We start from the raw sequence: 17,103 nt of genomic DNA on the forward strand, positions 1-17,103 counted from the left end.
GAAAAACTACCAGCGAATAAGTGCAGACCCCCAGGTAAATCCACTACCAAATGCTGCCATACAAACCAGATTGCCAGATTGAATACGACCTGCTTCCCATGCTTCACTTAAGGCAATTGGAATAGATGCGGCTGTTGTATTACCATATTTCTCAATATTACTGACAATCTTTTCCTCAGGCAATCCCAGTTGTTCACCTACATATTTGGTAATCCGCAAATTGGCCTGATGAGGAATTAATACATCTATATCTGAGGTCTGTAATCCATTGGTATCTAGTGCTTCCTTAATGACTTCCGGAAAGCGAACTACTGCGTGTTTGAACACATTTTGCCCATTCATATAAACAGTTGTTCCGCCCTGATCTATCATCTCATGTGAAATCCAGCGTCCTTGGCGACTACCACCGGGATCTTTTACAATAAGTTCCTCTGCGAACCGACCATCTGCGTGTAGGTGGGTGGATAAAATCTTATGATCAGGATTGTCTGTTGCTTTAAGTACTACAGCACCTGCTCCATCTCCAAAAATAACAGCTATTCCTCGTCCTTCTGTGCTCATTTCCAGAAAAGAAGATTGTATTTCAGAGCCTACAACAAGGATATTTTTATAGGTACCGGCTTTGATGAACTGATCAGCTACAGATAATGCATAAATAAACCCCGAACATTGATTTCGGATATCCAATGCGCCAATTCCAGGAATATTTAGCTCTCTTTGTAATAATACTCCGCAACCTGGAAAGTAATAATCGGCTGTAATGGTTGCAAAGACGATAAAATCAATGTCGGAAGGCTGCATGCCTGCTCGTTCCAATGCTATCAGTGAGGCTTGAGTTGCCATACTGGTTACTGTATCCTTGCCAGGGGTAAAAAAGCGACGTTCTTTAATGCCAGTACGTTCCTGAATCCATGCATCGCTGGTATCCATCAGTTTTTCCAGATCATGGTTGGTAACCACATTGTCCGGAACATAATGTCCCACGCCAACTATTTGAGAATAAGGCATATGCTAAAATATAAAGTTGAAATAAAAGTCGGCAAAAGTACAAAAAAAGGATTGACCATACCAATGAACAATCCTATGCAATGAAAGTAAATATATCGAAATGTTAATGAGATATAAGTACTAAAACAGAAGTCTCAAGTGATTGTAAACGTGTTTCATGATTGATAAACTCACCTGTAAGTGTAGTTACATGCACACCTTTAAACTCTTTTATTAACCGATAAGGAATATTCGCATTTTTCAGTTCCTGTAGCTTTGCCACCGTTGTATAAACAATCATTGGTCTGGTATAATGTATTTGTTTGAATTCATCCAAAGTGAAATACCATTTTACATGTTGGCGAGCATAAAAGTCAAAGCTAAGGGTACGCAAGTCTCCAAAAACAGCTGTAGGGGTATTGGGATAATGCGTGTTAGTATAAAATGCAGCTTCACTAGATGCCTGATATTGAAGAACATCTGGGTAGAAAATCAGATTTAGATAAAAGGTAAAAAACAGACAGGATAAGCACGTATAATAAAATACTTTTAACCAGTAATGGATTGTGGACTTAATCAAATATACAAAAATGCCAATAAGAAATAGCGCAGCCAAAACAAACCAGAGAGATATCGTTTCTGGCCTGAAAAAATAATGGAGTATTATTGGAGCAAGTAGTAAAACTACTATGGTGAAGTATTGAGCAGATTTATAAAATAACTCTCCTTTCTTGCTAGTGCCAATAACGACTATTTCTTTAGCTGTAAATATAGCTAGGAATGGAAAAATAATGTTTGTATAATGCGGTAGCTGAAATTGTGATAATGAAAACAGTAAGATAGTAATTGTAGCACCGCCTATTGTATAAAACTCCTGATGAGCCTTTTGTATACTTTCCTTTATCTGTTTGATTAAAGCATAGTACATAAGCAGTGCCCAAGGCAAAAAGGCCCATAGAAGTGTATGAAGAAAGAAAAATTTATCTCCTTGTCCTTTGATGGGACCTGTATTAAAGAAACGACCAAACTGGCTATCCCAAAAGAAAAAACGAATACCTGAAACATGTGTTTCACCAAAAATTTCTTTCTCTGGATGCATATCAAACTGATGGTACAAACTATATAACTCAGGTGCTGTAAATAACAACGTAATTATACCAACAAGTAGCCATTTCCAGTGAAATATATCTTTCCATTGTCTTTTGGTCAGCAATTCGATAAAGATGGCTCCACCAATAGGAACAATCGTAAATATGCCTTTGGTCATAATGGCACAAGCTGCGTAAAATGCCCCTGCTACCAAATGCTTCCATGTAAATTTATGCTGTAATCGGTAGAAATGATAGGTTGATGCAATGACAAGGCCTGTCAGATAGGGTTCTGCCCGTACATCACTATTGGACATAATCAGATGAAGGGCAGTAAGCAGAATCAGTACAGCTAGGCGTGCCACTTTTGTTGAATACAATTCTTTAGCAAAACGATAGGTATAGTAAGCCGCTAACAGGATAAATAGTAAAGCAGGTAGTTTGTAGGCTATCGTATTGATACCAAAAAGAAGGAAGCTAAATGCTGTAATCCAGAAGGGAAAGTGAGGTTTATCAAGCCAGTCTTTATCATATAGATACAAGTCCCAGTAATTGCCACTTTGCACCATCTTTTTAGACAAAATTGCATACACAGCTGCATCTGGTTCCATCAAGTATATAGGCAATCCTGCTACATATAATAGTCCTATAAGACTACAAAGTGCAATAAATATAAACTGGTTGGAAATACTATCGGCTGAAAGTGGGGGAGTAGAGGTTTGGTTACCCATATAGAAATTAGGTAAATAGTCTGAACTATGGTATAAAAAAGGCATTGTTCAAGACTCATTTTTTGAACAATGCCTTTTCTATACTTAGAAGGCTTTGATAGATACTGGAAATGCGGATTGAACAAAAGAATCAATCTTTTGTTGTACCATAGCTGTACTGATGCCTGTTATACAAGGTCTTGTTACACAAGTAGTTTTTCGGTGATTGGCTGCACTTACACATGGCGAACAGGGGAGACCCAGATAAATAGGTTCGGCATTACCACCTAGTGGAAGATACAGATTAGGTGTTTCTGGACCAAAAATAACAAATGTTTTTAGGTTGGTTACAGATGCAAAGTGTGCTGGACCTGAATCGTTTGTTAGCATTAATGATGAAATACTGTAAAGAGGAACCAACTCTTCAAATTTAAATACTCCAGATGTATTGATACACCGTGAGTCGTTAATCATATCAACTACGTTCTTCACATACTCATATTCATTGGGAGCTCCGGTGGCAAGAATAATCCAGTCTGGATTGTTTTCCAGAAAATTCCGACCTATCTCTGCAAAACGTTCAGGTAACCATTTCCGTTGAGGAAGAAGGTCAGATGCATTGACATTGAGAAGAAAAATCTTCTCCTGACCAAGATCCGGATACAGATTCTTTATTTTTTGTAACACCTCTTGCTGATCTTTAGAGTCAATAACTGCTTTTTCCAGTTTTATACTTTGAAAGTCAACAGCATGTGTAGGATAAGGAGTGTCGTGAAAACCTAAAGCCGTATTAATAAGAGAAATAAAGTTAACAGAGATATGGACGTGAGCATTATAGCGAACCGGATGGGTAATAATTTTGCCACGGTAAAGACCTTCATCGTGTACACTTCCAAACCCAATGCGGGTACTGGCTCCACTCAAGGCTGTTAGCAGGGCTGTGAATCTTGAAAATAATTCAAGATCTATTACTGTGTTGATTTTTTTGCTTCGACACCAGAATATAAATTTAATGACATCAGCAGTTAGAACCCAGATGTTCTCTGATCGCATACCAAAGATATTTTCACTTGGAATCGTTTTTAGCAGATCAAGACTTTTTTTATTGGATTTAAAAATCGCAAAGTATAGTTCAGCCTGGCCTTCTGCTTTCAATTTACGCATAGCTGGGTCTGCAATAATTGCACTTCCCATTTCTGAAAGCTCAATGAATAATGTGTGATGAAGATTAGGTTTTGCAGAACGCTTTCGGAAAATAGAAGTGAAAAATAAAACTATCGAAAACAGAAATGTGAGAGGAATACCTGCCCATCTGTCGATAGTTCGCATGGAATCTGGTTTCATAAGAAAGGAAATTTCTACTCGGAAATAAGAATGGATGAATTACAGCTACAACAAAAGATTAGTGATAAACGTTGATTACTGGTCCATTTTTTTAGTGCAAAGCTACTAATAAGTACTAATAATGTAGCTGAATGAGGAGTAAATTTAACAAGACATCTTAAGATGTTTTACAACTTGTAGCTGATAGGAAGTCGATAATCAATAGTCTTATGTTGACTTCCTATCTAAATAGTATCATGCAATAGCGGATGAAGTAGTAGTACCTGTAGAGGACAAAACGATCGTTTTTGCTTCCATTGGTGGCAATACAATGTGTACACAAGTCCACTGATTCTCTTCACTTTCTACTTGGATCTGGCCATTAAGTTTTTCAATAGCCTTTTGTACTACATATAATCCCAAACCGTTCCCTTTAGAGACTTCAGAACCACGATAGAACAAATGGAAGATTTCAGGAAGCATGCTTTTGGAAATCCCAATTCCATTATCATATAGTTCGATAGCAATAGAATCCTGTATTTGTTTAATAGTTAATCTAACTACTGGCTGACGATTGGTGCGACAGTGAAAAATAACAGAATTTGCTATCAGATTTTTTAAGATGAATGTGATAAGCCGAGGTTCAGAGATGAGCCTGATATTTTTTTCTATATCTATGTCAAACTGGATTTTGGATGCATAAGCACTGATGATAGAAGAATGCTGTACCTGGCAGACCAAGTCTTCAAAATCAATTTCTCCACATTCGTATTCGTCATGATTGATAGTATTGATCATTGAAAATTTCTCCAGCATACTATCCATATTGATAGCTGTATCGTTGATTTTTTCAAAAAGCATTCTACCCGAGGCTTCATCAAAACCAAGCTTTGATACTTCAACCAATCCCATCAGGGTTGTGATTGGGCGGCGCAAATCATGTGAGGCACGGTATAGGAACATGTCAAGTTCCCGATTGACCTTACTTAGTTTAAGTGTTCTTTCTTCTACAATAGCTTCCAGATTAGTATTGATAACTCGTAACTCTTCATTTGCCTGTTGAACTTGATTCTGAATATCAAATAACTCCTGCCTTTTTTTCTCTATTTCCAGATGCATATTGCCTTGCATATTTTTTCTGCTCCACACTACAAGAACAACAAGGATAGTCAATATGATGCTTATAATAATCAGCAATGTAATATACATTCTTTGAATCTGGTTCTCTGCCTGGAGTGTTTCCACTCTTTGCTGCATTTGATCTGCAGATAATTTTGAATAAGACATCCCCTCTGTACTAACAGCCACTGCAAATGCACAAAGCAAAGATGACCTGAAAAAAGCTGGGTATAAATATTTCATAGGCAATGCTTTAACAGGAACTTCTATCGATTGGAAGATAAAGATGCAGCAATTATCTGTGAGAAAGAAATGTATCTCTTATAGATGATGTATGTTTAACATTTATTTGGAGGTAAACCGACATTACTTTTTACAAAAGATGTTTTTTTTTGAGAAAAACTCACACCTGAATTACCTGCAACTGTTTACTTTTGATCCATCTGCCGATACAAGGAAAATTTACTTCTTTTACTTTTTTCTTGTTTTTTTGATTTTCAGGCACTTAGTAACTATCATTGATTTTTTCTATCACATAATATCATTGTTTTCTTTTGATAATCAGTATATTATATAGGGGTCATATAAAAGTTATAGATGGTATTCTCACATCTGCGTTTGTATTTTTCTTATTCAAATTTTACTTATCAAGATTTTATCTGATTTGTCTTTTCTATGATTTACTACTTTTCATTACGTCTTAAACTTTTTTGAATCTATGTACTCGGAAAAAGTAGGAAATTCCGGATACCATACTGATTACCAATTTGTCTGAAAAATGACATATATAAAAACAAAGAACCCTATAAATTTAATTTACAGGGTTCTTTGTTTTTATATATAGACTTTTCTAATGTACTGTTTCCAGTTCCAGGTAATTATTAACATCGACTAATGGTAAATTCCATGCTTCTGCTACACCATTATATACTACGTCACCATTAATAACATTTAGTCCAAGCTGTAATTCGTGATTTTCACGACATGCTTTCTTCCAACCTTTGTTAGCTAATTGAAGTGCATATGGAAGAGTTGAATTTGTTAGTGCCAGGGTAGAAGTATACGGTACTGCTCCAGGCATGTTTGCTACACAATAATGTACTACATCATCTATGATATAAACAGGATCAGCATGAGTAGTCGGCTTGCTGGTTTCAAAACAACCACCCTGATCAATGGCTACATCTACCATCACAGTACCCGGTTTCATAGTTGAAAGCATATCACGTGTGATAAGACGAGGTGCTTTGGCTCCAGGAATCAGTACACCACCTATGATAAGATCAGCACTTTGTACCATCTCACGAATATTATATTCATTGGAAACCAATGTATCTACATTAGTAGGCATAATATCTTCCAGATAACGCAAACGAGCCAGACTGATATCCATAATCGTTACATTTGCTCCAAGACCAGCAGCCATCTTTGCTGCTTGAGTTCCTACAATTCCTCCACCTAATACTAGTACATTAGCTGGTTTTACACCTGCTACACCTCCCAAAAGAATACCACGCCCTTTATGAGTCTTTTCAAGATATTTAGCACCTGCCTGAATAGACATTCGTCCTGCAACCTCTGACATAGGAACCAACAAAGGAAGACTTCTATCTGATTTTTCTACTGTTTCATAAGCCAGACATATTGCCTTGCTCTTGATCATAGCGTGAGTCAGTTCTTCAGAAGATGCAAAGTGGAAGTAAGTGAATACAAGCTGATTTTCTTTGATAAGCCCATACTCACTGGCAATAGGCTCTTTTACCTTTATTATCATCTCCGCAATACCGTATGTTGCTTCAATGGTTGGGAGAATTTCTGCACCAGCCTGAATATACGTTTTATCGGCAAACCCACTGCCTTCTCCTGCGCCAGCCTGAACATATACCTGATGCCCGTGTTTTTTTAGTTCAGCTACACCTGCAGGGGTAACTGCTACACGGTTTTCATTGGTTTTAATTTCCTTAGGAACACCAATAATCATAATTAAAGAGGAATTTTAATTTGTTGATGAAGTATTTTCTATTTATCTGTATCAATACTATTGATTAATCATCTACTTTCTTTTTAAAAATTGTAATTGATTGTTTAGACCATTGTATATTTGAAGAAAAAATGGTCTAAAGCTTCTTTTACAAAATATTTTTTTACGAAAAGTGTGATATTAAAAATAATACTTCGGAGATTGTAGCCTCCGAAGTATTTCATTTTAGTTTGTTGATACGAGAATATTTGTTGATGAAGTACTGGTCTTTTATTATGACAAAGCTAAATAATGTAGCAATTATTTCCAATAGTGTTTTAATGTTTGGTAAATAAAACTTATTTTTATTGTTAATGTAGTAATATTTTATTTTCGGGGTAACTTATAAACTGTTTTTTTAGAAAAATTTTCTTTTTATGGAGGAATTAGATGACCTTGATGTTACAATCCTGCGACTGCTTCAGGAAAACGCCCATTATACCAATAAGGAAATTGCTGCCCGATTAGGTATGACTATTACTCCTGTATATGAGCGGATCAAGCGTTTGGAAAATCAGGGATATATCAAGAAATACATTACTTTACTGGATAAAGAGAAAATCGGTAAAACATTGACATCTTTCTGTAGTGTCTCTTTGCGCCATCATACAAAAGATAATGTAGAACAATTTGAAAAAGAGATTCAACAGTTCAATGAGGTACAGGAATGCTATCATGTAGCAGGAGCTACAGATTTCCTACTCAAGGTGACTGTCAAGAATATGAGTGAATATCACGATTTTGTTCGCAATAAATTATCCACTATTGAAAATATTGGTAATCTAAACAGCTCCTTTGTACTGAATGAAATAAAATATACTCTTGCTTACGATATTTAGTTCCCAATAAGGTAAGTTGATTTAATCAACTTACCTTATTGGGAACTCATAAGAAACAACGGCATTATTGTTCACACCTGCTAGCAGGATTTTTTTACCTGTCGAGGGTGAAAGTGTTTGCAGGCATCGTATATCTCCTTTTAGGTATAAACCTACCTGAGATGGTGGAACAGAAGTGAAATATCCTTTGCCATCTCCTAAGAGAAGTAATCCGTATGACGCATCATACTTTCCGAATTTTACACGAGTAGTAGACAAATTTCCTGCAAGGATAAGATCAGGTTTGGAGTCTTGGTTCACATCCTCAGATAAAATTGCGTAGATAGGGGCATATTGTGCTTCAATGGGTAAAGGTTTTAAGATAAGCTTACTGCCTGTATTTTCAATATAAACAGATTCAGCTCTCTCTGCTTTATGTACCTGGGTGGTTTTTAATAGATCTTCCGTGAAAAAATTTGTTATCTGTGCTGTAGAGTAGGTAGCATAATTGGTAAATTTTTTTCTGAGGACAGGTATCTGTTCTAACATGTCATCGCGTGAAGCCATCGGATAACTGACATCCCCTACATAATAACATAAGATAGGATCAAGAGTCCCATTATCATCAAAGTCTCTATAATATATGGAGGCAGGTTTGTTTACAGATACTTTAATCTGAGAATTTAACCCTAGATTACCTGCTACAAAATCCAAATCACCATCTTTGTCAAAGTCAGTTGCATGGATTTTATTCCAGAAGCCGGACGAAGGTTCTGAGATCCATTGGGCTGACTGATCTGTCAGCTTATTTTGTTGTTGAATAAAAACTTTGATAGGCATCCACTCTCCACACACTATCAGATCAGGAGCCTGATCTTTATTCAGGTCTACCCAAGTGGCATCCGTAATCATTCCTGCATTTTGTAGTGTAGGAGATATGTTTTGTATTTGGTTACTGAAATGACCTTGGCCATCATTGATAAGTAAAAAGCTTTGAGGGGACATCGGATATTTTCCTGGTATGAGCCTGCTTCCTACAAACAAGTCTATATCTCCATCTCTATCATAGTCTGACGCTTTGACACAGGAGCCACTTTCATATTCAACAGGAAGTGCCTGAAGTGTTTTCTGAAAATTACCCTTGCCATCATTGATATACAGCCGATCCTGTAACAATGGATCATTTTTATTAAATTCATTGCCTCCACTCACTACATATAGATCCAGATCTTTATCGCCATCACAATCAAAAAATAGCGCATCTGTATCTTCCGATAGACTATCTTGCAGGAATGTTCTCTGGGGCTTTACTGTAAATTTTCCTGCAGGATACTGAATGAATAGTTTTCCGGATGAACCTTTGGTTCCTGCAATATAAACATCCTCCAATCCATCTCTATTTACATCTGCTTTGGCAATACATGGCCCTGATCGGGAAAGCATTTGTGGAATCAAAAGCTGACTCTTGAAGTCGTTAAAGTTGTTTTCTGTATGGGTATAGGTAATGATATCTTTTCTTTCTGTAAAATATGTTTTGGTAGCCGGAGTGGTGTAATGATACATTGCCTGAGCATCAGATTCTTTTAATGTAATTGTTTGGTTGGCTTGTAGCCGAGTTATCTTCTGTGTATGATCTGATGGCCAGATAATAATCAATGAGTCAATTGTAGATTCCTGTCCAATACCAAAATGTACATTCTGATCTACTGATGATTCATATCCACGAACAGGCATCTGTTCCTGATACTGACATTTGCCTTTTGTATAAATTTTAATTTTTGCGCCGATCCCAGTGTGATTAAGTTTGGTACCAGTAAGCTTTACTGACAGATAGGTATTTTGTTGCAGGTTTGTACTATTGTTTTCATATATCGAGGCAAATTCATTAATGTTATTAACGACCAAATCCAGATCGCCATCATTGTCCAGATCTGCGTAGGCTGCGCCACTCGATACATTCTTTCCTCCAAGTCCCCATTCATCTGTTTTCTTCGTAAAAGTAAGATCACCATTGTTATGATATATATAGTTTTCGACCTCTGATGAAGGCATTTTTTCAATGATCTGGTTAATAGTGAGCTTTTCTCCTTTTAGTTGAGTATCAGTAGAGTATTTGAGAAAATCCATGTCAGTATAGTCCCGAACATAGCCATTGGTTACAAACAAATCTTTATATCCATCATTGTCATAATCACCAAACAACGCAGCCCAGCTCCAGTCTGTATTGGAAACACCTGCCAGTTGGCCTATCTCGCTGAACGTACCATTGCCATTATTCAGATGCAACATATTTCGCATGTACTGGTAGTGGAAACCTAAGTCTGTGAGCAACTGTACTTTATCATAGTTTTCTGCGCCTGAGGTCATCTTTTGTCTTTTGTTATCTTCTGGCAACATATCCAGTGTCATAATATCCGGATAACTATCATTGTTATAATCAGCTATATCGGACCCCATCGAGAAAAGAGATGTATGTCCAATCTGCTCTTTCAGTTTTTCAGAAAATGTGCCATTTTGGTTATTGATATACAGATAGTCCTGTTCATTAAAATCATTGGATATATATATGTCAGGCCAACCATCCATATTGATATCTGAAACGGCAAGTCCAAGACCAAAACTGAGCACATTGGATATAATTCCTGCTTGTTCGCTTATATCTACAAAATGGCCATTGTCATTTCTATACAACTTGTTTCCATAGGCAGGGTTCTTCTGTGTTTTTAGCTCAGCCAAAACTTTTCCAAATCCCGCATATTCACGGGTAGAGTGATTCAAAACAAAAACATCCAGATCTCCATCTTTGTCATAGTCGAAAAAACTGGCATGAGTTGAGTAACTATCATCTGCCAGACCATATTCTGCTGCTTTTTCAGTAAAGGTGTTATCATGATTATTAATAAAAAGTAGATTTTTTCGTTTTTCAGGATCTATATCTGCAGAGCGACATACATAGATATCCAGCCAACCATCCGCATTGATATCTGCCATTGTAGCTCCTGTACACCAACCCTGTTTCTCTGCTACCTGTGATTGTTGGGTAATATCTTCAAATTCAAGATTTCCCTTATTCAGATATAATCGATTTTTAACCATGTTGCCGCTAAAGAATATATCCTGAAGCCCATCATTATTAACATCTCCTACGGCTACTCCACCTCCATTGTAAAAGTAGGAGTAACGCATGATGTTCATATCCTCTGATTCCTGAATCAGGTTTCTGAAATTTATATTGGTCTGATTTTCTGAGAGCCTTGTGAATAAGGTAGAATGATCAGAGTGATGACAGGAATAGAATAGAATAAAACAGCTAAGAAAGAAATAGTGTAACCGCTTGTATAGAATAGATACGATCATGAATCAGTGGTCGGGTGGTTAGACTTTGTGAAAATATTATTTTCAGAAGGGTACATAGACTTAATTCGTACTAAAGCTTGTTCTTCATGACTGGTTAGTTGTTGAAGATATTCCTTTGAAAGTGCCGATGTTGCAGAGATAAAAGTAATAGGCTGACTGGGCTGAAAATAGGTGAAAAGGTATTTTACACGAGGCATATGGAAATCAGATGAAACAACGATAACCATTTGTAGTTTATACTGCTCTAACACTGATCTGGATAAACTGGCATCTTCAACAGTATTCTTACTTAATACAGGATTCAGGATAAGGCTGGCATCAATTCCTTGTTCAACCAGATATTGTTGAGCATACATGGCATGAGGATATTGGGTAGTATTAAAATGTTCTCCGAAACCACCCGTGCATACAATTGCAAAGGTTGAGTGTTGTTGATGAACAGTTATGCCCATTTGTAAACGATCCTGGGCAATGGTACTAAGTATTCCTTCCATGGAATTGGTGTGGCCTAAGATTAGAATAATTCCTTCCATATTTTATACCTGTGAATTAAAATAAACCCTGAAACTATCAGTTTCAGGGTTTAAAATTGTCAATCACCTTCATTAATTTTTATCCCACCAGAGAGGTGTGGTTACTTTATCCTCACCACCCAATAGTGTTTTTGCTTTTTCTACTTCTGTACCATTGGTCTGTTTTTCTACATCAAGGAATGGAATACGACGAAGAACTCCTCCGGCTGGAATATCCGGATTATCGGAATTGGGTACCGGATATAATTTAGGATAACGTGTTCTGCGGTATTCTGCCCAGCCTTCAAAACCATCTGGAAATATTGCCAGCCATTTCTGAGTAGCTATCTGCTCTCTTTGTACTTCAGTATCTGTGGTATTAAATTTAACCGGAATACTTGATAAGGCTGTAGAGTTCAAATAATCTCCAGGTGCAATAGGAGTTTTCGTGCTATTGGTGTAGGTCGCAATAGCTGCAGCATCAGTGATACCCCATTGTTTCATGGAATTTTCAATGCCTTTTTCATAAAAGTCTTTGGCTGTACCTCCCATTGACCATCCGTTTAATGCTCCTTCTGCCAACAAGAAGTAAGCTTCAGCTGTACACATTACATTCTGGGATGTCTCAAGGCCTGCACTGGCGTTCCATCTTTCTCCAACATGAGAAGTATAATCTGCTGTATTGACTAATTCGGTTAACTGAGTCGTTTTAAGACCATTACGAAGACCTTCATAGGTTCCTGTTTTCACTGTAGGCATAAAGTATTCACCAATACGTGGATCTTCATATCCTTTAAGAACTGATTCCATGGAAGCACTCATTCTAAATTCATTCCAGTCAGACATAATAGACAGTCCGTTATAATCTTGTCCTTTGGTACTTCGTTGAATAAGTGCATCATCTGTTGGACTTATTTGAAAAACGCCATTTGATACAGCTGCTTCTGCTTCACTTTTAGCACGTGTTGGATCTACTTTGGAAATGCGCAACGCTAAACGAAGCCGGAGAGTATTGGCAAACTTAATCCATTTACTTACATCACCTCCATAGATAAGATCAAAGCTTTCATAAGGTTTTGTCCCTGTTTTTGTTTTTAGAATAACAACTGATACATCTAGTTGCTTAAAGAAGTCGTCATAGATTTTGTCCTGTGCATCATAGGCAACTGAAATGGCAGGTTCTCCGGCTTTGAAATAAGGAATTGGGCCAACATAATCAGTCCACCGATGAAACGACCATACCCACCATATCCTTGCAATTGCATTCTCAGCAGAAGTAGAATCTGTATTGGCTAAGATGGATTTTAACTGAGGTACAACCTCTGTATATTGTGATGACCATGGAGATGCAAGCCAATCCATTCGGATTACAAAACGATCAGATGGAAAATAGGTCGCTACACAGGCAAAATATTGTGCATATTGGTCTGCAAAGAGATTTTGCCCAACCTGATAATACCAATAAGGAAGTGTTGCTGACGATTGCGCTTTAGCAAATAAGTATGAGATTTCCGTTGGTCCCAGGGTAGATACTTTGGTTTTGTCTGTATTGATTTCATCAAAGTTACTTGTACAGGAAATTGTTCCTAGTAAGATTCCTGTAAGCATGGCAACAATGACAAGTCTGAATATTATATAGTATGATGTTTTCATAAAGTCTGTAATTAATAATGTAGGTAATGAATTGCTTAGAAGGAAAGCTTTAGGTTTAAGCCAAGGCTTCGGGTAGATGGGAGTGTTCCATATTCTACTCCTTGAAAATTACCATTTCCTAAATTCATATCAGGATCAAACCACATGGTTCTTTTGCCAATACCAGGAATATCAAGTAGGGATTTACCTCTGTATAACCAGAATAAGTTACGGGCTACGAAGGAAAGTCGCGCAGATTTGATAAAGAGATTAGATGGCAGATTGAAGCTATAACCTGCTGAAATCTCTCTCACGCGGAAGTTTGTTGCATCATAGGCAAAAAATTCTCCCCATCCATATCTTTTTCCTGAAACAGTAGTCCAGAATGTTTGAGCATCTATAGCGTTGTCGTTAATTTCACCTGTACTAGTTACACCTGGAAGTATCCAGCCTCCTTCACGTTTTTGAGCGGTAGCTTCCGTTATACCACTGAATGCAAGATTCATTTCTGTACCAGAAACTGCAATACCACCTACTCTTCCATCAATTAGGACTCTTACAGAAAACCCTTTATAAGTAAATGTATTACTTAGACCTAACATTAACTTTGGATTAAAATTGCCTATGATTTCTTGGTCTGTAGTAGCGACAGGCAGTCCACCTCCATTCCCTTCTGCATTCGGAGCGGTTACGACATACCGACCTTGTTCATCTTTTTTCCAGCGATAAGAGATTAAATCACCAAACGATTCTCCTTCGCGAACAATAGGTGTTGCTGATCGGGCATAACTTCCTCCAAGAGTAGTCTCTTTGATATTAGGATCCAGAGATACAATTTTGTTACGGTTTCTTCCAAGGTTTAAGGTTACATCCCATGTAAAGTTGTTGGATTTAACTGGTGTCCCATTTAGAACAATCTCAATTCCTTGATTCTGGATGTTTCCTGCATTTATATATTGTTGTGAAAATCCTGAAGCAGGGGCTAGGCCTAGTTTTAATAGCTGATTTGTTGAGTTTGTTTTATAATAGGTTGCGGTTATTCCAATTCGATTTTGCAGAAAACGGATATCTGTTCCAAACTCCAGACTTTTAGTGATCTCAGGTTTTAAATTACTAATAGATTGTATCCCATCTCTTAGAATAAATCCATAACCAGATCCTTGTTTATAAGTATATAACGTTTTTAACAGATAAGGTTCTGCTCCGTTACCTACTTGTGCATAAGAAGCATTTAATTTAAAAAATGAGATAGCCTCCGGCAAATGGGCTAGCTCTGAAATGATTCCTGATAATCCAACAGAAGGGTATTGAAAGGAATAAGGTTTGGGAAGTGTAGATGACCAGTCATTACGAATACTAGCATCTAAAAATATAGCCTCCTTATAGGAGATAGTCCCTTGTCCAAATATGGATTGAGTTTGTGTATGTGCAAAATCATCACTATTGGATAAGGTAGTCCCAAATTCTAAATTGAACTTATTAGTAATATTTAATCCATCTGCATAAGAACCTGTAGACTGAAATTTGTTATCTAATAATATAGCTCCCGCTCGATAATCTATTTTAAAAAGCTCATTTATCTTATTTTGGCCAGACAAGATAATGTCAAACCATTTCTGTGTATTAATGGTATTTTGCCTGGAAAAATAACCACCAGCTTGTGTTGCCCAAAGAATTGTCCCTTGTGAATAACTTTCTTCATTTTTATCAAAATACTTATCTAAATTAGCCCTTGCTTGTATATTTAACCATGGGGTAATTTCATACTTAGCAGTTAAGAATCCTATTACCCGATCTCTGGTTTGATTCAATGCTGTTTGGTTAATCATCCAATAGGGATTCTGATAAATAGAAGACAAGGTAGAAGGCCATGGTGTAGGTTCAGATATGCCTACATTATTTATTACAGAATATTGTTTTGCATCAGCCAGACTAACATTTCTTGGTATTTGATAAATATCTATTACAGGGGCATTTTCTTCCCCTGTTCGAGGTTTATTTTTTATATCCTGACTGATATATGTTATTTTGGCATCTGTTGAGAATCGTTTGCTGATCTGATTGGACAAACGTAAATTGATAGTATGCCTCATCAGGTCATTCTTAGGTACTACTCCTTGCAGAGAATTATTTGTATAGGAGAGATAAGTCTGCATCTTTTCAGATCCCCCTGAAATACCTAGAGAGTTATTAAAGCTGGTTGCAGTACGAAAAAAATCCTTAATATTATTAGGCTGAGGTGAATAGGCACTTGTGTTTCCCAGATGATTAGTGTAGCTCTGACCTGTCATTTCCGCTCCCCAACTTTCTCCTTTTTCCACATTGAGTAAACCGCCTACACCTTGTCCATATTTATTTTGGACTTTAGGTAAAGCAAATGCATTCTCAATGGATACTCCTGAATTTAAATCAACAGTAATTTTGCCTGCTTTTCCTTTTTTTGTAGTGATAACGATGACTCCATTTGCTGCCTGACTTCCATATAGGGCAGCAGCAGATGCCCCACGTAGGATTGTCATGGATTCAATATCATCCGGGTTAATGTTTGAAGCTCCATCACTACCTGCAACAGCTCCAAAATCACTGGATGGAACCTGATTAGTACTATTGTTAATTGGTACACCATCAACTACAAAAAGAGCATTGTTGCTTTGTTGGATAGATCGGTTTCCTCGCAGTACGATACGGGAGCCGCTACCTGCACCACCAGAACCCTGAGTGATATAAGACCCAGCAATTTTCCCTTGTAGAGTGTTGATCACATTCCCATCCCGAACTTCATTGATCTGTGCAGGCTTAAGGGTTTGTGTGGCATAGGTAAGGGTTTTTTCTTCACGCTGAATACCTAAGGCTGTAACGACTACTTCGCTTAATGCGTTGATGTCCGGCATTAAGGTGACATTGATTTCAGTTTGATTTCCTACTGTAACTGTTTCTGTTGTATACCCAATAAAACTAAATGTTAACTGAGCCGTGGCAGACGGAACATTGATGCTGTATTTGCCTGAAGCATCTGTAGTTGTTCCAGTAGTTGTTCCTTTTAGTGAGACGGATACACCTGGTAGGGGCTGACTTTCTTCAGAAAGCACTTTGCCCATAATAGTACGCGACTGTGCATACACAGCATAATGGCAACTTAGCCATAGGATACCTAATACAAAATATCTTTTCAGATAATGCAATCCAAAAAGAACGTTGGATGAGTAATTTTTCATCATGTGTTGGTTAGTTAATAATAAAGGAAAGGGGATATAAGTATAGATATTATACAATATCTGTACTTTCAAAGTAAAATAAGATTTGTATTTGCAAAATACAAGTATGGTAATCCTTATTATTTAGTCTGTTTAGTATTATATAGGAAATACTAAGCTTAATTTAAAGCTGGTTGTTTGAAAAGTTCAATATGGTAATGTGTACTTTTCCCTAGTATCTGTATACCTTGATAGGTAGTTATACTTTAAATTGTGCAATATTGATAGTTGCGGCTTTATCAATATCACAGATATTCGTTTACTAACCGAAATCCTGCTTTAA

At 37.1% G+C, this 17,103-nt stretch carries 10 protein-coding genes; 1 reads left to right on the forward strand and 9 read right to left on the reverse strand.

The annotated features are described in order from the left end of the window. Positions 1-6 precede the first annotated feature (6 nt). From QNI22_RS38740 to ald, 5 genes are all read right to left on the reverse strand, one after another. Complete coding sequence (locus QNI22_RS38740; protein ID WP_314519820.1) at positions 7-1,008, reverse strand: beta-ketoacyl-ACP synthase III; 1,002 nt, start codon at positions 1,006-1,008, stop codon at positions 7-9. Positions 1,009-1,111: 103 nt separating this feature from the next. Next, entirely contained in the window at positions 1,112-2,806 is a 1,695-nt protein-coding gene (locus QNI22_RS38745) for an ArnT family glycosyltransferase (protein ID WP_314519823.1), read from the reverse strand. Positions 2,807-2,890: 84 nt separating this feature from the next. Continuing rightward, entirely contained in the window at positions 2,891-4,129 is a 1,239-nt protein-coding gene (locus QNI22_RS38750; RefSeq protein ID WP_314519825.1) for a glycosyltransferase family 9 protein, read from the reverse strand. Between the two features lie 234 nt (positions 4,130-4,363). Continuing rightward, positions 4,364-5,470, reverse strand: a complete 1,107-nt coding sequence (locus QNI22_RS38755) for a sensor histidine kinase (RefSeq protein WP_314519827.1) — start codon at positions 5,468-5,470, stop codon at positions 4,364-4,366. A 607-nt stretch (positions 5,471-6,077) separates the two neighbouring features. Continuing rightward, entirely contained in the window at positions 6,078-7,208 is a 1,131-nt protein-coding gene (gene ald / locus QNI22_RS38760; RefSeq protein WP_314519829.1) for an alanine dehydrogenase, read from the reverse strand. 416 nt (positions 7,209-7,624) lie between these two features. Between ald and QNI22_RS38765 the strand changes: the two genes are divergently transcribed. After that, on the forward strand, positions 7,625-8,086 hold the full coding sequence (locus QNI22_RS38765; protein WP_313984420.1) for an Lrp/AsnC family transcriptional regulator: 462 nt from the start codon (positions 7,625-7,627) through the stop codon (positions 8,084-8,086). 30 nt (positions 8,087-8,116) lie between these two features. Here QNI22_RS38765 and QNI22_RS38770 read toward each other — a convergent pair whose 3' ends face one another. The 4 genes from QNI22_RS38770 to QNI22_RS38785 form a co-directional block, all read right to left on the reverse strand. Further along, the gene (locus QNI22_RS38770) at positions 8,117-11,422 is read right to left on the reverse strand and encodes a VCBS repeat-containing protein (protein WP_314519832.1); all 3,306 of its coding nucleotides are present in this window, start codon (positions 11,420-11,422) and stop codon (positions 8,117-8,119) included. Beyond that, positions 11,419-11,955 carry a YdcF family protein gene (locus tag QNI22_RS38775; protein WP_314519834.1) on the reverse strand — a complete coding sequence of 179 codons (537 nt, stop codon included), beginning with the start codon at positions 11,953-11,955 and terminating at the stop codon, positions 11,419-11,421. The genes QNI22_RS38770 and QNI22_RS38775 overlap by 4 nt, the downstream gene beginning before the upstream one ends. A gap of 72 nt (positions 11,956-12,027) precedes the next feature. Next, complete coding sequence (locus tag QNI22_RS38780) at positions 12,028-13,587, reverse strand: SusD/RagB family nutrient-binding outer membrane lipoprotein (protein ID WP_314519836.1); 1,560 nt, start codon at positions 13,585-13,587, stop codon at positions 12,028-12,030. A gap of 35 nt (positions 13,588-13,622) precedes the next feature. Continuing rightward, on the reverse strand, positions 13,623-16,784 hold the full coding sequence (locus QNI22_RS38785; RefSeq protein ID WP_314519838.1) for a SusC/RagA family TonB-linked outer membrane protein: 3,162 nt from the start codon (positions 16,782-16,784) through the stop codon (positions 13,623-13,625). Between the last annotated feature and the right edge of the window lie 319 nt (positions 16,785-17,103).

The sequence above is a fragment of the Xanthocytophaga agilis genome (assembly GCF_030068605.1).
In the GTDB taxonomy this organism is placed as follows: Bacteria; Bacteroidota; Bacteroidia; order Cytophagales; family 172606-1; genus Xanthocytophaga; species Xanthocytophaga agilis.

Bases quoted from the DNA above. Each gene is read 5' to 3' on its own strand.
- QNI22_RS38740 (WP_314519820.1), bottom strand. From the start codon at position 1,008: ATGCCTTATTCTCAAATAGTTGGCGTGGGACATTATGTTCCGGACAAT.
- QNI22_RS38745 (WP_314519823.1), bottom strand. From the start codon at position 2,806: ATGGGTAACCAAACCTCTACTCCCCCACTTTCAGCCGATAGTATTTCC.
- QNI22_RS38750 (WP_314519825.1), bottom strand. From the start codon at position 4,129: ATGAAACCAGATTCCATGCGAACTATCGACAGATGGGCAGGTATTCCT.
- QNI22_RS38755 (WP_314519827.1), bottom strand. From the start codon at position 5,470: ATGAAATATTTATACCCAGCTTTTTTCAGGTCATCTTTGCTTTGTGCA.
- ald (WP_314519829.1), bottom strand. From the start codon at position 7,208: ATGATTATTGGTGTTCCTAAGGAAATTAAAACCAATGAAAACCGTGTA.
- QNI22_RS38765 (WP_313984420.1), top strand. From the start codon at position 7,625: ATGGAGGAATTAGATGACCTTGATGTTACAATCCTGCGACTGCTTCAG.
- QNI22_RS38770 (WP_314519832.1), bottom strand. From the start codon at position 11,422: ATGATCGTATCTATTCTATACAAGCGGTTACACTATTTCTTTCTTAGC.
- QNI22_RS38775 (WP_314519834.1), bottom strand. From the start codon at position 11,955: ATGGAAGGAATTATTCTAATCTTAGGCCACACCAATTCCATGGAAGGA.
- QNI22_RS38780 (WP_314519836.1), bottom strand. From the start codon at position 13,587: ATGAAAACATCATACTATATAATATTCAGACTTGTCATTGTTGCCATG.
- QNI22_RS38785 (WP_314519838.1), bottom strand. From the start codon at position 16,784: ATGATGAAAAATTACTCATCCAACGTTCTTTTTGGATTGCATTATCTG.